The 19,605-nt window shown below is 67.2% G+C and carries 19 protein-coding genes; 11 read left to right on the forward strand and 8 right to left on the reverse strand.

The genetic code is table 11. From position 1 onward, the window contains the following. The first annotated feature begins 4 nt into the window (after positions 1-4). The 3 genes from BM125_RS06400 to pdxA all read left to right on the forward strand — a co-directional run bounded on the left by BM125_RS06400 (position 5) and on the right by pdxA (position 4,679). Positions 5-2,260 (forward strand): LPS-assembly protein LptD, encoded by a 2,256-nt coding sequence (locus BM125_RS06400; RefSeq protein ID WP_245778820.1) that lies wholly within the window; start codon positions 5-7, stop codon positions 2,258-2,260. Positions 2,261-2,389: 129 nt separating this feature from the next. Next, entirely contained in the window at positions 2,390-3,703 is a 1,314-nt protein-coding gene (locus tag BM125_RS06405; protein ID WP_175497938.1) for a peptidylprolyl isomerase, read from the forward strand. Next, entirely contained in the window at positions 3,681-4,679 is a 999-nt protein-coding gene (gene pdxA, locus BM125_RS06410) for a 4-hydroxythreonine-4-phosphate dehydrogenase PdxA (protein ID WP_245778821.1), read from the forward strand. The genes BM125_RS06405 and pdxA overlap by 23 nt, the downstream gene beginning before the upstream one ends. Before the next feature lies 1 nt (position 4,680). Here pdxA and BM125_RS06415 read toward each other — a convergent pair whose 3' ends face one another. Next, complete coding sequence (locus tag BM125_RS06415; RefSeq protein ID WP_092406110.1) at positions 4,681-5,571, reverse strand: DMT family transporter; 891 nt, start codon at positions 5,569-5,571, stop codon at positions 4,681-4,683. Positions 5,572-5,804: 233 nt separating this feature from the next. Between BM125_RS06415 and rsmA the strand changes: the two genes are divergently transcribed. From rsmA to BM125_RS06430, 3 genes are all read left to right on the forward strand, one after another. Then, positions 5,805-6,617 (forward strand): 16S rRNA (adenine(1518)-N(6)/adenine(1519)-N(6))-dimethyltransferase RsmA, encoded by an 813-nt coding sequence (rsmA, locus tag BM125_RS06420; protein ID WP_245778822.1) that lies wholly within the window; start codon positions 5,805-5,807, stop codon positions 6,615-6,617. 100 nt (positions 6,618-6,717) lie between these two features. Beyond that, entirely contained in the window at positions 6,718-7,101 is a 384-nt protein-coding gene (gene apaG / locus BM125_RS06425; RefSeq protein WP_092406114.1) for a Co2+/Mg2+ efflux protein ApaG, read from the forward strand. 51 nt (positions 7,102-7,152) lie between these two features. After that, a complete protein-coding gene (locus BM125_RS06430; RefSeq protein ID WP_092406116.1) occupies positions 7,153-8,001 on the forward strand; it encodes a symmetrical bis(5'-nucleosyl)-tetraphosphatase in 849 nt (282 codons plus the stop codon). 209 nt (positions 8,002-8,210) lie between these two features. On the opposite strand, the gene BM125_RS06435 is transcribed toward BM125_RS06430, so the two are convergent. From BM125_RS06435 to BM125_RS06460, 6 genes are all read right to left on the reverse strand, one after another. Next, entirely contained in the window at positions 8,211-8,705 is a 495-nt protein-coding gene (locus tag BM125_RS06435; protein WP_092406118.1) for a dihydrofolate reductase, read from the reverse strand. Further along, positions 8,702-9,496, reverse strand: a complete 795-nt coding sequence (locus BM125_RS06440) for a thymidylate synthase (protein WP_092406120.1) — start codon at positions 9,494-9,496, stop codon at positions 8,702-8,704. Before BM125_RS06440 ends, BM125_RS06435 begins: the two co-directional genes overlap by 4 nt. Further along, complete coding sequence (lgt, locus tag BM125_RS06445; protein WP_092406122.1) at positions 9,496-10,383, reverse strand: prolipoprotein diacylglyceryl transferase; 888 nt, start codon at positions 10,381-10,383, stop codon at positions 9,496-9,498. Before lgt ends, BM125_RS06440 begins: the two co-directional genes overlap by 1 nt. 65 nt (positions 10,384-10,448) lie before the next feature. Beyond that, positions 10,449-11,657 carry a class I SAM-dependent rRNA methyltransferase gene (locus BM125_RS06450; protein WP_217647818.1) on the reverse strand — a complete coding sequence of 403 codons (1,209 nt, stop codon included), beginning with the start codon at positions 11,655-11,657 and terminating at the stop codon, positions 10,449-10,451. 118 nt (positions 11,658-11,775) lie between these two features. After that, positions 11,776-12,504 (reverse strand): TerC family protein, encoded by a 729-nt coding sequence (locus tag BM125_RS06455; RefSeq protein WP_092406124.1) that lies wholly within the window; start codon positions 12,502-12,504, stop codon positions 11,776-11,778. A gap of 17 nt (positions 12,505-12,521) precedes the next feature. Beyond that, positions 12,522-12,893 carry a diacylglycerol kinase gene (locus tag BM125_RS06460; protein ID WP_092406126.1) on the reverse strand — a complete coding sequence of 124 codons (372 nt, stop codon included), beginning with the start codon at positions 12,891-12,893 and terminating at the stop codon, positions 12,522-12,524. Positions 12,894-13,151: 258 nt separating this feature from the next. Here BM125_RS06460 and BM125_RS06465 point away from each other — a divergent pair, with 258 nt between their 5' ends. The 3 genes from BM125_RS06465 (at position 13,152) to BM125_RS06475 (ending at position 15,724) form a co-directional block, all read left to right on the forward strand. Beyond that, complete coding sequence (locus BM125_RS06465; RefSeq protein ID WP_175497939.1) at positions 13,152-13,790, forward strand: phosphatase PAP2 family protein; 639 nt, start codon at positions 13,152-13,154, stop codon at positions 13,788-13,790. A 64-nt stretch (positions 13,791-13,854) separates the two neighbouring features. After that, entirely contained in the window at positions 13,855-15,171 is a 1,317-nt protein-coding gene (locus tag BM125_RS06470) for an ATP-binding protein (RefSeq protein WP_245778823.1), read from the forward strand. Beyond that, complete coding sequence (locus tag BM125_RS06475; RefSeq protein ID WP_092406132.1) at positions 15,161-15,724, forward strand: response regulator transcription factor; 564 nt, start codon at positions 15,161-15,163, stop codon at positions 15,722-15,724. The genes BM125_RS06470 and BM125_RS06475 overlap by 11 nt, the downstream gene beginning before the upstream one ends. Before the next feature lie 39 nt (positions 15,725-15,763). Here BM125_RS06475 and BM125_RS06480 read toward each other — a convergent pair whose 3' ends face one another. Further along, positions 15,764-16,384: an arylesterase gene (locus BM125_RS06480; protein WP_092406134.1), complete on the reverse strand. Its 621-nt coding sequence runs from the start codon at positions 16,382-16,384 to the stop codon at positions 15,764-15,766. Between BM125_RS06480 and BM125_RS06485 the strand changes: the two genes are divergently transcribed. Beyond that, complete coding sequence (locus BM125_RS06485) at positions 16,383-17,072, forward strand: ABC transporter ATP-binding protein (protein WP_092406136.1); 690 nt, start codon at positions 16,383-16,385, stop codon at positions 17,070-17,072. The genes BM125_RS06480 and BM125_RS06485 overlap by 2 nt on opposite strands. After that, positions 17,069-19,552, forward strand: coding sequence for an ABC transporter permease (locus BM125_RS06490; RefSeq protein WP_092406138.1), 2,484 nt, complete (start codon positions 17,069-17,071; stop codon positions 19,550-19,552). The genes BM125_RS06485 and BM125_RS06490 overlap by 4 nt, the downstream gene beginning before the upstream one ends. Positions 19,553-19,605: the final 53 nt, after the last annotated feature.

The raw sequence follows: 19,605 nt of genomic DNA on the forward strand, positions 1-19,605 counted from the left end.
GACCGTGCTGCCCTTCCGACCCCGCGTTCCCTGCCGCCGCGCCCTGGTGGCCGCCATCCTGCTCGGCTTTTCGGCGTCGGCCTGGGCTGATGCCGAGGCACCGGCCTGCCCGATCGGCACCCTGGTCTGCCCAAAACCGGCCCAGGACTGGTCGCTGTGCCGGAAGAACGACCTGCTCGATTTCTATGTGGCCGACCTGCCGAAGGACGGCCAGCGCGATCTCGCCGATACCGAGGTCAAGGGCCGCCAGAGCCGTTCCACCGATGGCGAGAACTTCGTCCTCGAGGGCGATGCCAGCATCCAGCAGCTCGACCAGCTGATCCGCGCCGACCGCTTCACCTACGCGCGCACTTCGACGCAATGGAGCGCGCTCGGCAACGTGCGCTACCAGGATCGCGACATGCTGCTGTCGGCGAGCGACGCGCACGGCAGTACGACACCGAACCAGGCCACCCTCAACGAGGTTCGCTACCAGCTGCTTTCGTCGCGTGGCAATGGCCGCGCCGGCACCGCCGTGATGACCGACAAGGACCACGCGCAGCTCACCGACACCTCGTTCACGACCTGTCCGCTCGACGCTCCGGGCTGGGAGTTCCGTGCCGATGCCATCGAGCTCGACCAGGCCAACGGCGTTGGCCGGGCCCGTGACATGACCTTCCGCATCGGCGACGTGCCGGTGTTCTGGGTGCCGTATGCGAGCTTCCCGCTCGATGACCGGCGCAAGTCCGGTTTCCTGTATCCCGAGATCGGCTACAGCAACGATCGCGGTTTCGAACTGGCCACCCCGTACTACCTCAACCTGGCGCCGAACTACGACGCCACGCTGACCCCGCGCCTGATGACCCAGCGCGGCCTCATGTTCGGCGGCCAGTTCCGCTACCTGACCGATACCAGTCGCGGTACGGTCGAAGCCGAGTGGCTGCCGCACGACCGCGACGCGGATCGCCGGCGCAGCCTGTTCCATTGGGACGACGCAACCCGCTTCAACGCGAACTGGGCCGCCTCGGTGCAGATCAACCACGTCTCCGACGATCGCTATTTCGAGGATTTCGGGCGCAGCCTGAACATCGCCGCGACCACACTGCTGCCCTCCAGCGCCTATTTCCTCGGCCAGGGCAACGGCTGGAAGGCGAGCTTCGGTGGCGATGAATACCAGATCACCGATCCGACCCTGCCGAACTCGGTCGAGCCCTACCGGCGCCTGCCGCGCGCCACCTTCGACGCCGAGCACGGCCTGGTCGGCGATCTCGACGCCGGCCTGCGCTCCGAATATGTCTCGTTTTCCAAGAACGATGCGGTCGATGGCCGACGCCTGGACCTGTACCCGTATCTTGCTTACCCGCTCGAGGCCGCGGCCTGGTTCGTGCGCCCGGAAGTCGGCTTCCGCTACACGAGCTACCAGATCGATCGCGACAGCGACAAGTCCCCGCATCGCGGCGTGCCGATCGCCAGCCTCGATGCCGGCCTGCGCTTCGACCGCGAACTGACGCTGGCCGGCAATGGCTACACGCAGACCCTGGAACCGCGCATCTATTACCTGCGCGTGCCCTACCGCGACCAGGACAACCTGCCGGTCTTCGATACCCAGGAAGTGCCTTTCAGCTTCGGCCAGCTGTTCCGCAGCAACCGCTTCGTCGGCGCCGACCGCCAGATGGATGCGAACAACCTGACCGTCGCCCTGACCTCGCGCCTGATCGAGGACAGCACCGGCAGCGAGCGCGTTTCCGCGAGCATCGGCCAGATCCGCTATTTCGACGACCAGCGTGTCCAGCTTCCGGGCCGGGCGGTCACCGACTATTCCGGCTCGACCTATGTCGGCGAACTCGACCTGCGTCTCAACGATCGCTGGCGCTTCACCGTATCCAACCAGTGGAATCCGAACACCGACCGCACCGACCTGTCCGCCTTCGGCGTGCAGAACCGCTTCGGCCAGGATGGCGTGTTCAATCTTTCCTACCGGTTCCGGCGCGACCTGCTCGAACAGGCCGACGCCTCGGTGCTGATCCCGCTCAACGAGGCCTGGCGCCTGGTCGGGCGCTGGAACTACTCGATGCGCGACCGCAAGACCCTCGAGGCCTTCGCCGGCATCGAGCACGACAGTTGCTGCGTGGCCTGGCGCGTGCTGGCCCGGCACTACGTGCACAATGTCGAGCGCGATACGACCGACGCGCTGTATTTCGAAGTCGAGTTCAAGGGCGTCGGCTCGATCGGCCAGAAGGCCGGCGATTTCCTGCGCCGTGCTATTCTGGGCTATCAATAGCGGCGCCTGCCGGCGCCGCGTCCACGACCCGGAGCGCGGTCGCCAGCGGACTTTTTCTTAACGCCGGTGCGCGCACGTCCCCCTACAATCCAGTCCGGTCAAACCGGCATCCGCGGAACCTGCATGCGCATGAACAAGCTGCCCACCCTTCTGATCCTGCTCTTCGTCCTGTTCGCACCGGCGGCCACGGCGCAACTGATGCCGACCGAACCGCTGGACAGCGTCGTTGCGGTGCTCGACGAGGACGTGATCCTGCGCAGCGAACTCGATCGACAGGTCAACGCGATCACCGCCCAGTACGCAAACAATCCGCAGCAGTTGCCGCCGCGCGACGAACTCGAACGCCAGGTGCTCGATCGCCTGATCATGACCAAGCTGCAGGTCGCGCGAGCGGACAGCACCGGCATCAAGATCTCGGACGCCGAGGTCGACCAGACCGTGGCCCAGATCGCCCAGCAGAACCGTCTCGATGTCGGTCAGTTGCGCCAGGCGATCGAGCGCCAGGGCATGACCTGGGACCAGTTCCGGACCAATGTCTACGAGGAATCGCTGGTCCGCCAGCTGCGCCAGCGCGTGATCCAGAGCCGGGTCCAGGTCAGCGACACCGAGATCGAGCTGCTGCTCAAGAATGGCGGCGCGCGGCGCGGCGAACTGCATCTGGGCCACATCCAGATCACCCTGCCGGACGGGGCGACTCCCGAGCAGATCGCGGCGGCCCAGGCCAAGGCCGACGACGTCAGCCGGCAGATCAGGGAAGGCATGGACTTTTCCGCCGCGGCGATCCGCTATTCGGATGCGCAGAACGCGCTCGATGGCGGCGACCTCGGCTGGCGCGGTTACGATGAGCTGCCGACCGCGTTCGCCGAAATCGCCGACCGACTGCAGCCCGGCGAGACCGCAGCCCCGGTTCGCGGACCGAACGGCTTCCACATCATCAAGCTGATCGAGAAGCGCGAAGCCAGCAGCGAACTGGTCACCGAATACCACGCCCGCCACATCCTGATCCGGAGCAGTGAAATCGTCTCCCCGGCCCAGGCCGAAAAAACCGTGCGCGAACTGCGCGAGCGCCTGCTGGCCGGCGAGGATTTCGCCAAGCTGGCCAAGGAATATTCGAACGATACCAACAGCGCCAATCTCGGCGGCGACCTCGGCTGGTTTCCGAAGGCTGGCTATGGCACCAAGGTGGCCGAAGTCGTCGCCAGCCTCAAGGACGGCGAGATCAGTGCGCCGTTCCAGACCGATGCCGGTTGGCACGTGATGCAACTGCTCGAAACGCGCACCGAAGACAAGACCGCGGAAGCCGAACGCAACAAGGCGCGCCAGACCATCGGCGCGCGCAAGGCCGAGGAGGAATACGCCAGTTTCCTGCGCCAGCTGCGTGCGGAGGCCTACATCGAGATCCGCCTGCCGGGAGCCGATGGTGCCTCCGGTAACGCCGGCTGATCCGACGCGTCCACGCATTGCCCTGACCGCCGGCGAACCGGCGGGTATCGGCCCGGAACTGATTGCGCGCCTGGCCGGTGAGGACCTCGGCGCCGATCTCGCCGTCATCGCCGATGCACGGCTCATGGCCGAGCGCGCCGAGGCCATCGGGGTAACCCTCGAACTCGAGGAATTCCGCCTCGACGCACGCCCGCCACCGGGCAGGCTCGGCATCATCGACATCGCCCTGGCCGAACCGAGTCATCCCGGCTCGCTCGATCCGCGCAATGCCCGCTACGTCCTCGAAACACTCGCGCAAGCCGCCGATGGCGCGGCCAGCGGCACGTTCGATGCCATCGTCACGGCGCCGGTGCACAAGGGCGTGATCAACGATGCCGGCGTGCCTTTCAGCGGCCATACCGAGTTCTTCGCCGATCGCGCCGGCTGCAGGGTGGTCATGATGCTGGTCGCGAGGGATTTGCGCGTGGCCCTGGCAACCACCCATCTGCCGCTGGCGGCCGTGCCGGCGGCGATCACCCGGGATGGGCTATCCACGACCCTGCGCATCCTGAACACCGATCTGCGCAGGCGCTTCGGCCTGGCCGCGCCGCGCATCGCCGTGCTCGGACTCAATCCGCATGCCGGCGAAGGCGGCCATCTCGGCCGCGAGGAAATCGAGACGATCGAACCGGTCCTCGAGGTCTTGCGCAAGGAAGGCCTCGACCTGGTCGGCCCGCTGCCCGCCGATACCGCCTTCGTGCCGAGCCAGCTGACCGGCTTCGATGCGGTGCTGGCGATGTACCACGATCAGGGCCTGCCGGTGCTCAAGCACGCCGGCTTCGGCCATGCCGTCAATGTCACTCTCGGCCTGCCCTACATTCGCACGTCGGTCGACCACGGCACCGCGCTCGATCTCGCCGGCAGCGGGCGCGCCGATGCCGGGAGCCTGCGCGCCGCGCTGCAACTGGCCATCGAATTGGCCGCGCGGCCGCGCTGATTCAGCGCAGCGGGATCGTCGCGCGTTTGCGCCAGGGATGGATCTCGAGGACCAGGGCGACCGCCAGCAGGACGAGGCCGAAACCGACGGCGCCGGCCACGGTCAGATGCTCGTGCAGGAACAGGGCGCCCCAGACCTGCGCGAAGACCGGGACGAGAAAGGTATTGGTCACCGCCTTTTCGCTGCCGATATCGCTGAGCAGGCGGAAATAGAGCACGTAGGCCAGCCCGGTGCAGACCAGGCCGAGCACGAGCAGCGAGACGATCACCCCGGGCGCCGGCCACGCCGTCGGCAGGTTGTACAGGCCGAGCGGCAGGATCGCCACGCTGGCGCCGAGCTGGCTCGAACCGGCCAGGACCAGCGGATTGGTGTCGGCATGGCGACGGCGGATGAACAGCGAACTGTAGGCGTACAGGGCCGAAGCGACGAAACACAGGCCAATCGCGATCAGCGCCTGCGCGTTCATGCCGAGGCTGCCATAACGGGCCAGCACGGCCACGCCGATGAGCCCGACCACGACGCCGATGCGCTTGGACCACGAGGGCCTGACCCGCATCAGGATGGCCGCCATGACCACGGTCAGCAGCGGCACGGTGGCGTTGATCACGGCCATGTAGCCGGCCGGCAGGCTACGCGCTGCGTAGGCGAAGCAGAGGAACGGCAGCGCCGCGCTGATCGTGCCGAGCCATAGCGAGGCGCGCCACTGCCGGCGCAGGTCCAGCGAACGTCCGAGCAGGCGCAGCAGGACCACCAGCATCAGCGCCGACAGGGCCAGTCGTATCGCCGCGGTGAACGGCGCGCCGACCGCCGGCACGGTGATGCGCTGGAACAGGAACGAGGCGCCCCAGATCATGCCGAGCAGGAGCAGGCGCAACAGCGAGGAAGGGGTCATCGAACGACTCGGATCGTGGTGCGCGGAAGCAGTACGCGCAACCGCGTCGATCGGATTCCGCCAGGCGCGGGCCCGGGCGCCTGCAGCGGTATCCGGCGACGCGGCGCATCATCGGGTTGCGCATGATACTCCGGCCCGCGAGGACGCTGCGCAGCGGCGCCGGATGGGGCATGCTGTGCACCGGCTGCGCCGATCCCGGCTCGCCCTGCCCAGCCACCACTTCAGACGAACCCTTGAGACCGACCAGCCCCTCCTCCAGCGACACCCCGCACGTCACGCGCAAGCGCTTCGGCCAGCATTTCCTGCATGATGCCGGCATCATCGCGCGCATCGTCCAGGCGGTCGACCCGAAGCCCGGCCAGCGCATCGTCGAGATCGGCCCTGGCGACGGGGCGATCACCTTGCCGCTGCTGCGCAAGGCCGGCAGGCTGACCGTGATCGAACTCGATCGCGACCTGGTTCCGCGCATCGCCGCCCGCAGCGCCGGCATCGGCGAACTCGAGATCATCCAGGCCGACGTGCTGACCGTCGACTTCACGGCCCTGGCCGGAGCGGAGCGGCTGCGCGTGGTCGGCAACCTGCCCTACAACATCTCCTCGCCGATCCTGTTCCATTGCATCGACCATCTCGATGCGATCGAGGACATGCATTTCATGTTGCAGAAGGAAGTCGTCGACCGCATGGCCGCGGCACCCGGCAGCAAGACCTACGGTCGCCTCAGCGTCATGCTGCAGCTGGCCTGCCGGGTCGAGCCGCTGTTGCCGGTGCCGCCCGGATCGTTCCGACCGCCGCCGAAAGTCGATTCCGCCGTGGTCCGGCTGCTGCCGCGGCCGCGCGAGGAAAGGCCGATCGCCGACCAGGCCGCGATCGCACGTCTCGTCCGCGCAGCATTCGGCCAGCGCCGCAAGACCTTGTCGAATTCGCTCGACGGCCTGGCCGGCAACGACGACCTGCTCGCCGCCGGTATCGACCCGCGCAGCCGCGCCGAGCAACTGGCCCCGGAGGCCTTCGTGCGTCTCGCCAGGCTGCTGGCAAGCCGGGGTTGAACCGGCGCAGCGGCATCGCTTCAGGTCGGCCGGGCGGTGCACCGCGAAATTCGCTCAACTGCAACTTGCCGAGTACGTCGCACTCCCCGACAATCGAACCATGACCACCAAGAAGCCCCATGACATCGCGGTGTCGGTTGCCACCCAGTTCATCGACGAGCAGTCGAAACCGCAGGAAAACCACTACGTGTTCGCCTACACGATCACGATCCGCAATCGCGGCAGCCTCAGCGCACGCCTGCTCAGCCGCCACTGGATCATCACCGACGGCAACGGCGACGTGCGCGAAGTCCGCGGCGAAGGCGTGGTCGGCGAGCAGCCGCTGATGCAACCCGGCGAAGGTTACGAATACACCTCCGGCGCCGTCCTCGAAACCGCCGTCGGCACCATGCAGGGCAGCTACCGCATGCTCGCCGAAGACGGAACGCGCTTCGACGCCGACATCCCGTCATTCGTCCTCTCGATTCCGCGGACCCTGCATTGATGGCCTGTCTCCCGTCGAAGCGCGCCGCCGACACGAGCGCAGACTCCTGACATGGCGGTCTGGGCCATCGGCGACATCCAGGGTTGCTACGACGAACTGTCCCGGCTGATCGACAAGCTGGGCTACGATCCGGCGCGCGACACGCTGTGGTTCTGCGGCGACCTGGTCAACCGCGGCGGGCAATCGCTTGAGGTATTGCGCCTGGTCAAGTCGCTCGGCGAGCGCACCGTGGTCACCCTCGGCAACCACGATCTCTCGCTGCTCGCGGTCGGCGCGCGCAGCGAACAGGACCAGGCCAAGGTCAACGCGGAGCTGCGCGAGATCCTTTTCGCCCCCGACCGTGCCGAGTTGCTCGACTGGCTGCGCCGTCGTCCGCTGCTGCACAGCGACCGCGGCCTCAACATGATGATGGTGCATGCCGGGCTGGCGCCAAGCTGGGATGTCGCCCGCGCCGAGAGCGTCGCCCGCGAGATCGAGGCACGCCTGCGCGCCGACGATCATGCACGCCTGCTCAAGCAGATGTTCGGCAACAAGCCGGACACCTGGACGCCGCGCCTGCGCGGTACCGAACGCCTGCGCGCCGGCATCAACGTGCTGACCCGCATGCGCTACTGCGACGTGCGCGGGCGCATCGCGTTTTCCGAGAAGGGCATGCCGGGGACGCAGCGTCCCGGCGTCTATCCGTGGTTCGAGGTGCCCGGGCAATCACGACGCGACCTGCGCATCGTCTGCGGACACTGGTCCACGCTCGGGCGCTTCTGCGGCCTTGGCGTCTTCGCCATCGATACCGGTTGCGTCTGGGGTGGCGCCCTGACCGCGATGCGCATCGACGCCGAGGAACCGCAGTTCGTCGTGCTCAAGTCGGACCGGCCGACACCACCCGGAAAGTCCTTCGATTAGTCGAATCGCCAGGCGACTGCCCTGGCCGACCTCGAAGCAACAACGAAGCGGCAACGCCTCAGACGCCACCAAAGCCAACAACGAAGCGGCAACGCCTCAGGCTGCACCAAAGCCCGCGCCACACATCGCAAGCTCCCCCATAGGAAGAACCTTCAGGTTCGATGCCCTTTCTGCAAATCAACGAAGAGCATCACGGCTGAAGCCGCTTGCTACAACGTCTTCGTGATGCGCCGATAGTCGACGAAACGAAACGCACAGGCGTGCTTCGCATCGGCGCCATGCGCCTCGTCACGCTCCACATTCCACTCGCTCGCATCGAAGCGCGGGAAGAAGGTATCCGCGGATCCTGCCTCGGTATCGACCCAGGTCAGATGCATGCGTGCGGCGCGGGCGAGGGTCTGAGCGTAAACCTCGCCGCCACCGATGACCATGAGATCGCGCTCGCCGGCCAGGGCAAGCGCGGCCTCGACCGAGCGCACGGCGATCTGTCCCGGAAACGGTGCGGACGCGGATCTGCTCAACACCAGATTGGTCCGCTCGGGCAGCGCGCGCCCGAGCGAGAGCGCGGTCTTGCGCCCCATCAGGACAACCTGGCCCAGGGTCAGGCGCTTGAATCGGCGCAGATCGTCCGGCAGGTGCCACGGCATGGTGCCGTCGAGGCCGATCGCGAAATTCCGGTCCAGCGCCGCGACCAGCGCGATCACACCGCCACCGGCGCCTTGATCGGCTTGTCAGCGAGATATCCCTCGATGGCGATGTCCTCGTAACGGAAGTCGAAGATCGAGCTGACCTCGGGATTGAGGCGCAGGGTCGGCAGGGCGCGTGGCGTGCGCGTCAGTTGCTCGCGGGCCTGCTCGAAGTGATTGAGGTAGAGGTGGGCATCGCCGAGTGTATGCACGAAATCGCCGACGGCGAGGCCGCAGACCTGGGCCAGCATGTGGGTCAGCAGGGCATAGCTGGCGATGTTGAACGGCACGCCGAGGAAGATGTCACCCGAACGCTGGTAGAGCTGGCACGACAGTTTTCCGTCGGCGACATGGAACTGGAACATCGTGTGGCATGGCTGCAAGGCCATCTTGTCGAGATCGGCGACGTTCCAGGCACTGACCACGAGCCGACGCGAGTCGGGGTTGCGCCGGATCTCCTCGACCAGCCAGGCAATCTGGTCGATCGTGCGACCGTCCGGGCACTGCCACGAACGCCACTGCTTGCCGTAGACCGGGCCGAGATCGCCATCGGCATCGGCCCACTCGTCCCAGATGCCGACGCCGTTCTGCTTCAGGTAGGCGATGTTGGTGTCGCCGCGCAGGAACCAGATCAACTCGTGGATGATCGAGCGCAGATGCAGCTTCTTGGTCGTGACGAGGGGAAACCCCTGGCCGAGATCGAACCGCATCTGCCAGCCGAACACGGAATGCGTGCCGGTTCCGGTGCGGTCGGATTTCGGCGTACCCTTTTCCAGGACATGGCGGAGCAGTTCAAGGTACTGGCGCATCAGCGACCCTCCTGCCTGGCAGGATCCTCGACCACGCGCGGCTGAAGTGTCGGCGAGCGCCGCGACATCGCGATCCAGACCAGGCCGAGCACGATCAGCGGCAACGACAGCAGCTGGCCCATGGTCAGCCAGCCCCAGGCCAGATAGCCGAGTTGCGCGTCCGGTTCGCGCACGAACTCGACGAGGAAACGGAACATCCCATAGAGCACCGCGAAAAGCCCCGAGACCAGATAGCGCGGGCGCGGCTTCATGGACACGACATAGAGCACGCCAAACAGCACGAAACCCTCGAGGAACATCTGGTAGAGCTGGGAGGGATGACGCACTTCGTTCTCGAGCTGGCCGGCGACCGCCATCGCCTTGAGCTGTTCGATCGTGTGTCCGGCCGTGTTGATCGCGCGCGGAAAGATCATGCCCCAGGCGACATCGGTGTGGCGGCCCCACAACTCGCCGCCGATGAAGTTGCCGAAGCGGCCGACGCCGAGGCCGATCGGCACCAGCGGCGCGACGAAATCCATGACATCGAAGAAGTGCAGTCCGTTCTTTCGCGACCACAGCCACATCGCCACGAAGACGCCGATCAGACCGCCATGAAAGGACATGCCGCCTTCCCAGATACGGAACAGCGACAGCGGGTTGGCGATGAGGTCGGCGGTGCCGTAGAACAGCATGTAGCCGAGACGCCCGCCGGCGATCACCCCGATCATGCCGTAGAAGGCGAGATCGGAAAATGCGGTCGGCCCGACCGGCAGGCGGCCCTGGCGCCGGCGCCGTTCGCCGAGCATCCAGAAGGCACCAAACGCAATCAGGTACATGATGCCGTACCAGTGCACGGCGAGCGGACCCACGGAAAAAGCGATCGGATCGAAATCTACGAAATAATGCATTGGGTTCCGCGATGTCAGGCGTGGGTGGAATTCGCTCGATCGGCGCCTTGCATTATGCCAGCGACTCAGGCCGGCAGGACACGCAGGACGAAGCCCTTCAGGTAATCGGTTTCGGCGATCGCCGGATGCACCGGATGATCGGGCCCCTGCTGCAGGTCCACGAGCAACTGGGCCTGGCGATCGAGGTGGCGTGCGGCCTGCTGCACGCCGTCGAGCAGGCTGGCGCGCGGCATGTGGTACGAGCACGAACAGGTGATCAGGATGCCGTCGCGCTCGAGTACCTGCATGCCGAGCTCGTTGAGACGCCGATAGGCGATGCGGCCCTCGGCCAGGTCCTTCTTGCGCTTGACGAAGGCCGGCGGATCGAGGATCACGACATCGAAACGCTCGCGCTGCTCGCGCAGGGCCTTCAGATAGTCGAATGCGTCGGCGCGTACGGCGCTGACCCGATCGCCGAAACCGTTGCGCTGCGCATTGCGTCCGATCGCGTCGACCGCGGACTGCGAGGCGTCGACACAGACCACCTCGCTGGCACCGAAAGCGGCCGCGCGGATACCCCAGCCACCAAGGTAGCTGAACATGTCGAGCACGCGCTTGCCCTTCACCAGCGCACGCAGATGATCGCGATTGCCGCGCTGGTCGTAGAACCATCCGGTCTTCTGTCCGCCGACCGGATCGCATTCGAACTCGAGCCCGGCCTCGCGCACGATCAGCGGCGCGGCGACCGCTTCGCCGTAGCCGAGATCGGCGTATGCCGGCAGGTTTTCCATGCTGCGGATCGAGGCGTCGTTCTTCCACCAGAGCTGGCGCGGCTTGAGCACCTTGAGCGCGGCTTCGGTGATCGCGTCCTTGAGCCGTTCCATGCCGGCCGTCGTGGTCTGGGCCACGAGTACATCGCCGAAGCGGTCGATGGTCAGTCCCGGCAGACCATCGGATTCGCCGAACACGAGGCGATACCAGGGCTCTTCGTAAAGGCGCTCGCGCAGGGCCAGGGCGACCTTGAGCCTGTGCACGAGCAGCGATCGATCAAGCGCATGCTCGATGCCGCGGCTGACCAGGCGCGCGCAGATCAGAGAGTTCGGATTGACGTAGCCGACGCCGATCGGCTTGTCGCGGCTGTCGGCGATGACGCAGGCCTGGCCCGGCTCGAACCCGCCCAGCGGCGAACGCTGCACGTCGACCTCGTTCGAGAATACCCATAGATGACCGGCGCGCAGGCGCGTGTCTTCACCCCGCTTGAGGTACAGGGCAGGAAGCTGGATCTCGTCGGACACGATCAGGATTCCGGGGATTCGTTGCGGGCCGGCCATTCTACGCGGTCGCGACAAGAACCACGGTCGGATCGAGCAGCGCCGGTCCGGCCGCGGCGCGCAGCCACCATCACCGCGGCGATCAGCTTCGCCTGGCGCGCTTTCGCGCCCACAGGTTCAGGCTCTCGACCGCAATCGAGAAACCCATGGCGAAATAGACGTAGCCGCGCGGGATATGCAGCTCGAATCCGTCGGCGATGAGAACCACGCCGACCAGGATCAGGAAAGCCAGGGCGAGCATGCGCAAGGTCGGATGCCGATCGATGAAGTCGCCGACCGGGTTCGAGGCGAAGATCATCACGGCCACGGCGAGGATGATCGCGCAGACCATGACGAATACCTCGTTGACCATGCCGATCGCCGTGATCACGGAATCGAGCGAGAAGACGATATCGATGATGGCGATCTGGACGATCACGAAGGTGAAGGACGCAAACACGCGCCCCTCCTCGATGTCCTCGCGCGAGCCTTCCAGTTCCTGATGGATCTCCATGACCGCCTTGACCAGCAGGAACAGGCCGCCGCCGATCAGGATCAGGTCGCGCAGCGAGATGGTCTGCTCGGCCAGCTCGAACAGACCCAGGCGCTGGTCATCGAGACCGGCGAGAAAGGACAGGAACAGCAGCAGGGCGATCCGGGTCAGGCAGGCCAGGCTCAATCCGACCTTGCGCGCCAGCGGCCGCTGCTCCGGTGCCAGGCGACTGACCGCGATCGAGACGAAGACGAGATTGTCGACGCCGAGCACGATCTCGAGCGCGGCGAGCGTGAACAGGGCGGCCCAGAAATGGGGATCAGCAACAAATTCCAGCATTCAGCAAGCGCCGTCGTTCAGTGGAAATGCTGCCAGAGGACCAGGCCCCAGCACAGCATCACGTTGAGCATCAACAGGAACACGGCTGCCGACCCCATGTCCTTGGCGCGCCCGGCCAGTTCGTGGAATTCCGGACTGACCTTGTCGACCACGGCCTCGATGGCCGAGTTGAGCAACTCCGCGGACAGCACGAGGATCAGGCTGCCACACAGAACGGCCTTCTCCACCGCACCGTCGCCGAGCCACAGGCCGAGCGGAAACAGCAAGACCAGCAGGTAGCCCTCGAGCCGGAACGAGGCTTCATGGGACCAGGCCGCGCGCAGGCCCTTGGCCGACCAGACCAGGGCACGCAGGATCTGGCGTGGACCTCGCGGTTCAGTGCTGGGCATTGCGCTTCATGCCGTGGCCGATGCCGCGCCGGCCGGTCCATCGGCCTGCCGCCGGATCGTGAATCGGGCCGGACAATCCCGAATGTCGGTGACTCGCGCAAATTCGGCGAAAACGTTGCGCTGGAGGCATCCAACAGTCAGCATGAAAGACCCGGCGGGCTGGAAAATCAGCGCGCTATGATGCCATAAAGCGCATGCGAACCTGCGTGAACGCGCGCGCCGGGCCCCGCGCGAATGCCGTTTGTCTCCGGAGAACCCATGAATCAACGATTCCTGCTGGCGACCGCAATGATTTCCGCAACCCTGGTCGCCATCGGACTGCTGGCCGTGGACATCCCGCTGGCGCACTGGATACACGCCAGCGGCCACGAGAATGCGGCGCCGTTCGTGGTCGGACTCGCTACGCTCGACGGCGTCGTCGGGATCCACATCTCCTACTGGCTGGCATCGGTCGTATGCGTGGCCCTCGGCCTGGCCGGACTGGCCCTCGCGCAACGTTCGCGGCTGCCTCGCGCCCTCGCCATCGCCATACTTTGCGCCGGCATCGTCCAGGCCGCGACCATCGGCACGATGATGCTCGGCAAGAACGTCTTCGGGCGCTTGCGTCCGCAACAGCTGTTCGAATCGGGCGACTGGAGTGCGATCTGGTTTTCCGCGGGCGGTTCATTTCCGTCCGGGCACGCGTCGTTCTACTTCGGGCTTTTCCTGCCGCTGGCGGCCAGCGCGCCGCGCACCTGGCAACGCGTCGGCCTGATCCTGGTTCCGATCTTCGTCGCCCTCGCGCGTATCGACATGAGCCGGCATTTCCTCTCCGACGTAGCCAGTTCGGCGCTGGTCGCCTCCGCCTGGTCCCTGCTCATGGTCGCGGCGATCCGGCGCTGGCGGCCAGTGCAGTGAACCGCGTGCCGCGCCCTGCATCGACCCGGCACGCTCGCGGATTCCCTGGCGGTGCGCATTGATGGTGGGCGCGCGCAAACGCACCGTGGCCACGGGACAGACCTGGCCGCACGGCTCGCGACAGTTGCTCAGCACGCTGGCCTGGCTGCGCCTGTGCGCGATCGGCGGCCAGGCCCTGACCGTGGCCTTCGTAGCCGTCTGGCTCGGCATCGCCATCCCGGTCGGGCCGCTTTTCGCGGGCATCGGCGTGCTTGCGGCATTCAGCCTGGTTGCATTCTGGCGCCTGCGTCGGCAGACCCGGGTCAGCGCCACCGAATCGATGATCCACATCACCATCGATACCGTCGTCCTCGGTTATCTGCTGTACCTGACCGGCGGCGCGACCAATCCGTTCATCTCGCTGCTGGTGATGCCGATCACGCTGGCCGCGACGGCCCTGCCGCTGCGTTCGGTCTCGCTGGTGGCGGCGCTGGCCGTGAGCACTTACCTGCTGCTGATGCGGTTCTACGTGCCGCTGCCCGAGACTGGGGCGGTCGACACGTTGAGTGGATTCAACCTGCATCTGACCGGCATGGCGATCAGCTTCGCGATCACCGCCGGCATGCTCGGCTATTTCATCGCCCGCCTGGCGCGCGCCTTGCGCGCCCAGCAGGCCGAGGCCGAGCTCGAGCGCGAGCGCGCCCTGCGCGATGAAGGCATACTCGCCATCGCCACCCAGGCGGCGAGCACCGCGCATGAACTCAATACGCCGCTGTCTACGATGCGCACCCTGCTCGGTGAGCTCGGTCGCGAACACGCGCAAGACTCAGCGTTGAGTGAGGATTTCGATCTGCTGATCGGCCAGGCCGACCGCTGCCGCGACATCCTGCGCGAACTGGTCAAGGTTGGCAGCAACCAGCTGGCCGGCGTGGCCGAATGGATCAGCGTCGCCGACCTCGCCGATTCGACGCGCGATGCATTCAGCCTGCTGCGACCGGAAATCGAAATCGAGTACGTGATCGACCCGGCCCTCGGCGAACGTCGCATTGCGGTTGTTCCGGCCCTGCACCACGCCATCATCAACCTGCTCAACAATGCCGCCGATGCCTCGCTGGCGAACGCCGATACGCGGGTCGAGATGCGCGTCGGCGGCGCCGGCGGCACCCTCGAGCTGGTCGTCCGCGACCATGGCAAGGGCATGGCTGTCGCGCTGCAACCGACCGCAGGACTGCGCTTCGAAACGACAAAACGCGATGGCCTGGGCCTGGGCCTGGCCCTGGCCAACGCGACGGCCGAGCGCTTCGGCGGTACCCTGAGCGCCGAGGCCGTCGAATCCGGCGGCACCCGGCAGCGTTTGCGTCTGCCACTGGCAACACTGGACAATCCCCCGCATGAGCAATGAAACCGCAGGCCGTGTCCTGCTCGTCGACGACGATGCCGTGTTTGTCCGCGTCCTCTCGCGCGCCCTGGCCGCGCGCGGTTTCGAAGTGGCCGGCGCCCACGGCAGCCAGGAAGCCCTCGTGCGTTGCGCCGATTTCCAGCCGCGCTTCATCGTGCTCGACCTCAAGCTCGGCGCGGAAAGCGGACTGGCCCTGATTCCGCGCCTGATCGCGGCACGGCCCGGCGTACGCATCCTGCTGTTGACCGGCTATGCCTCGATCGCCACGGCGGTCGAGGCGATCAAGCGCGGCGCCCACGACTACCTGGCCAAGCCGGTCGATGCCGACCAGGTCGTTCAGGCCCTGCTCGGTACGTCATCGTCGGCGGTCGCCACCAGCGAACCGCTACCGGATGCGCCACCGCCGCTGAAGCGCCTGGAATGGGAGCACATCCAGCGCGTGCTGACGGAATGCGACGGCAACATCTCCGAGGCCGCGCGCCGGCTCGGCCTGCACCGGCGCACCCTGCAGCGCAAGCTGGCCAAGCGGCCGGTGCGCGAGACACCACCGCGCTGAATCACGCGGTCCACCGGCCTGCCGGCCGGGGCCAGTCGATCAGGGTTTCAGGGCCTTTTCCAGAGCCGGCAGGACGTTGGCCAGCACGCGCGGTTGCGCGGCTGCGGTCGGGTGCAGGCCATCCGCCTGCATCAGTTCGGGGTCCAGGGCCACGCCATCGAGCAGGAACGGGACCAATGGCAGCTTGAATTCCGTCGCCAGGTCCCGATACAGGTTGCGTAGGCCGTCGCGATACTGCGGACCGTAGTTGACCGGAATCTCGATACCCACCAGCACGACTCGGGCGCCGGCCTTGCGGCTGAGCTCGATGATGCGGGTCAGGTTCTGCCGGGGCGCACTGAGCGGCAAGCCGCGCAGGGCGTCGTTGGCGCCGAGCTCGAGCACGACCAGGGCCGGCCGGTGCTCGTCGAGCAGTTTCTCGATACGGGCGAGACCGCCGGCCGTGGTCTCGCCGCTGATCGACGCATTGACCACATCGCGCGCGGGATCTTCAGTGCCCAGACGCTCGCGCAACAGGTTGACCCAGCCGGATTCGGGCTCGATGCCGTAGCCTGCCGACAGGGAATCGCCGAGCACGAGCACCGGTTGCGGCGAGGTCAGCGCCTGCGCTGGGACCGACGACAGCAAGACGAACAAGACAGGAAGGATGAATCGAAGCATGACGATCGAACCCGCGGTGGTGCTCAGTGCCGAGAAGCTTAGCAAAGTGGTCGAGGGTCCCGACGGCCGCCTGACCATCCTCGAGGAGGTCAGCCTCGGCGTCGAACGCGGTGCCAGCCTCGCAATCGTCGGTGCTTCCGGATCCGGCAAGACCACTCTGCTCGGCTTGCTGGCCGGGCTCGATCGGCCCAGCAGCGGCTCGGTCGTGATCGCTGGCGAGGATCTCGGCGCACTCGACGAGGAAGCGCGCGCCCGCGTGCGTCGGCGCATGGTCGGTTTCGTGTTCCAGTCCTTCCACCTGCTGCCGGCCCTGAACGCCGAGGAGAACGTAATGCTGCCGCTCGAACTCGAGGGCCTGGACGACGCCCGCGAGCGCGCCGGCAGCGTGCTGGCCGCGGTCGGGCTCGGCAAGCGCCTGCATCATTACCCGCACCAGCTCTCCGGCGGCGAACAGCAACGCGTGGCCCTGGCCCGCGCCTTCGTGCACGGACCGCAGCTGCTGTTCGCCGACGAGCCGACCGGCAACCTCGACCAGCGCACCGGTGCCGCGGTCAGCGACCTGCTGTTCGATCTCAATCGCGAACACCAGACCACCCTGGTCCTGGTCAGCCATGACCTCGGCCTCGCCTCGCGCTGCGCGCGCACGCTGCGCCTGCGCGACGGCCGCGTCGTCGAGAGCGACCAGTGAAGCCGGTCGCCTTCGCCGCGCGCAGCCTGCGCCGCGAATTCCGCCACGGCGAACTGGCGACCCTGGCGGCGGCCCTGGTCCTCGCCGTGGCCGCCCTGAGCGCGGTCGGCACCCTGGCCAGCCGCGTCGAGAGCGCCATCCTCGCCTCGGCCGCCGAGCTGCTTGGAGGCGACCTCGGGGTCAGTGCGCGTCGCGAGGCGTTGCCCGAATCGTTTTCCGCCGAGGCGGCCCGTCTTGGACTCGCCAGCAGTCGCAGCGTCGAATTCTCGAGTGTCGTGTTCGCCGGCGAGAACAGCCAGTTCAGTGAAGTCCGTGCGGTCGACGCGGCCTTCCCGCTGCGCGGCAAGCTGGTCGTCGCCGACGCAACCGGCAGTCAGGTCGTGGCGCATGCGCCAAAGCGAGGACAGGTCTATGCCGATCGCGCCGTGCTCAGTGCGCTGGCGGCTTCGGTCGGCAACGTCCTCCAGTTGGGGGGCCATGACCTGACCATCGCCGGCGAGATCGTCGCCGCGCCCGGCAGCTCGGTGTTCCAGTTTGCCCCGACCCTGCTCATGAACCTCGATGATGCCGAGTCCAGCGGCCTGCTCGGCATCGGCAGCCGCGCCACCTACCGCGTTCTCGTTGCCGGCAATGCCGACGCAATCAGCCGCTACGCCGGGTGGGCCGGGCAGAACCTGCCCGCGATGGCACGCCTGACCACGGTCGCGGAAGCCCAGGCCAATCTGCGTACCGCATTCGAGCGCGGCGAGAATTTCCTGCGCCTGGCGGCCCTGCTGGCCGCCCTGCTGGCCGGTATCGCGGTGGCCCTGGCCGCGCAGCGTTTCGCCCGGCGCAAGACCGAGGAGGTCGCCCTGCTGCGCTGCCTCGGCGCCAGCCGCCGCGAAATCGTCCTCGCCCTGAGCCTCGAACTGGTCCTGCTGGCCCTGCCCGCCTGCCTTTTGGGCGGAGCACTCGGCATCGGTATGCAACAGGTCGCCTTCCTGTTCGCCAGCGAGCTGCTTGGCGGCGCCGCCCCGGCCCTGCCGCTGGCGCCGGCCGCTTCGGCCTTCGTGGTCGGCCTCGCCGTGCTGTTCGGGTTCGCCCTGCCACCGCTGCTGCGTCTGCGCGATGTCGAACCGATGCGCGTCTTCCGACGCGATCTGCAGACCCGCCTGCGCCGCTTCGACGCCCTCTACCTGCTGCCGCTGCTGGTCGGCGGCGGGCTGATCCTGCTGGAGAGCGGCTCAACGAAACTGGCCGGGGTCCTCGCCGGTGCGCTCGGCGCAGTGGCCGTGGCGACCCTGCTGCTCAGCCTGCTCCTGCTCAAGGGCCTGCGCGCAAGTTCGCGCAAGCTGCCGGGGGCGCTGCGTTTCGGCCTGGCCAACCTGAGCCGCCGGCGTGCACTGACCCTGATCCAGGTCGGCGCCCTGGCCCTGAGCCTGACGGCGCTGAACCTGCTGGCCGTGGTCGGCCCCTCGCTGCTCGATCGCTGGCGCGCCGACCTGCCGCAGGACACGCCCAACTATTTCGTCCTGAACCTGCAGCCCGGGCAGCGCGCCGAATTCGAACAGCGCCTGGCCGCGCTCGGCGCCAGCAACCTGAGCCTGCTGCCATTGGCCGCCGGCAAGCTCGTCGCGATCAATGGCAAGCCGCTGCGCGCCAGCGACTACGCCGAAGATTCGCGCGCCGGGAACTGGATCGAGGGCGAGGTACGGGTGTCCTGGAGCGAACAGCTGCCGCCGTCGAACCGCATCATCGCCGGCACCTGGCCCGGTCCCGATCCGCAAGCCGCCGAATTGTCGGTCGACCGGGGCTGGTTCGAACTGTTTCGGCTCAAGCTTGGCGATAGCATGACCCTGCGCGTCGGCGACCGCGAAGTCACCGCGACGGTCACCAGCGTGCGCGAGATCGACTGGGATTCGTTCCGGGTCAACTTCTTCATGATGCTCGATCCGGCGCATGGCGATCCGCTGCCGCACAGCCTGATCTCGAGCTTCCACCTGCCGGTGGGCAATGCCGCCCTTGCGACCCTTTCGAGGGCGATGCCGAACCTCTCGCTGATCGACGTCAATTCGATCCTTGACCGGGTCCGCGACATTATCAGCCGGGTCTCCTCGGCGGTGACCTGGGTGCTCGGCTTCAGCCTCGCGGCGGGCATCCTCGTCCTGCTCGCCGCACTCGCTGCGACGGCCGACGAACGACGCTTCGAAATCGCCCTGCTGCGCACGCTCGGTGCCCATGGCCGGCAGCTGACGGCCGCGGTGCTCGGCGAATTCGCCGCACTCGGCCTGCTCGCTGGCGCCGTCGCCGCGGCCGGCGCGGCCGGCACCGGAATCGCGCTGGCGCGCAACGTGTTCCGCATGCCCGACTACTGGCCGCCGGCCGTCGAACTGGCCGGCATGGCGCTGGCCTCGGCGCTCGTGGTCATGCTTGCCGGACTCGCCGGAACGCGTCGCATCGCGCGCACGCCGCCAATGCGCGTGCTTCGCTACGGCAACTGACCCGGCCCGTCCGCGCTCGCTTGCGCGCCACGCCGTCCGGCCGCTAAGGTGCG

It is taken from the genome of Dokdonella immobilis (genome assembly GCF_900115085.1).
Classification (GTDB): Bacteria; Pseudomonadota; Gammaproteobacteria; order Xanthomonadales; family Rhodanobacteraceae; genus Dokdonella; species Dokdonella immobilis.

Bases quoted from the DNA above. Each gene is read 5' to 3' on its own strand.
- BM125_RS06405 (WP_175497938.1), top strand. From the start codon at position 2,390: ATGAACAAGCTGCCCACCCTTCTGATCCTGCTCTTCGTCCTGTTCGCA.
- BM125_RS06415 (WP_092406110.1), bottom strand. From the start codon at position 5,571: ATGACCCCTTCCTCGCTGTTGCGCCTGCTCCTGCTCGGCATGATCTGG.
- apaG (WP_092406114.1), top strand. From the start codon at position 6,718: ATGACCACCAAGAAGCCCCATGACATCGCGGTGTCGGTTGCCACCCAG.
- BM125_RS06430 (WP_092406116.1), top strand. From the start codon at position 7,153: ATGGCGGTCTGGGCCATCGGCGACATCCAGGGTTGCTACGACGAACTG.
- BM125_RS06440 (WP_092406120.1), bottom strand. From the start codon at position 9,496: ATGCGCCAGTACCTTGAACTGCTCCGCCATGTCCTGGAAAAGGGTACG.
- lgt (WP_092406122.1), bottom strand. From the start codon at position 10,383: ATGCATTATTTCGTAGATTTCGATCCGATCGCTTTTTCCGTGGGTCCG.
- BM125_RS06455 (WP_092406124.1), bottom strand. From the start codon at position 12,504: ATGCTGGAATTTGTTGCTGATCCCCATTTCTGGGCCGCCCTGTTCACG.
- BM125_RS06460 (WP_092406126.1), bottom strand. From the start codon at position 12,893: ATGCCCAGCACTGAACCGCGAGGTCCACGCCAGATCCTGCGTGCCCTG.
- BM125_RS06465 (WP_175497939.1), top strand. From the start codon at position 13,152: ATGAATCAACGATTCCTGCTGGCGACCGCAATGATTTCCGCAACCCTG.
- BM125_RS06475 (WP_092406132.1), top strand. From the start codon at position 15,161: ATGAGCAATGAAACCGCAGGCCGTGTCCTGCTCGTCGACGACGATGCC.
- BM125_RS06485 (WP_092406136.1), top strand. From the start codon at position 16,383: ATGACGATCGAACCCGCGGTGGTGCTCAGTGCCGAGAAGCTTAGCAAA.
- BM125_RS06480 (WP_092406134.1), bottom strand. From the start codon at position 16,384: ATGCTTCGATTCATCCTTCCTGTCTTGTTCGTCTTGCTGTCGTCGGTC.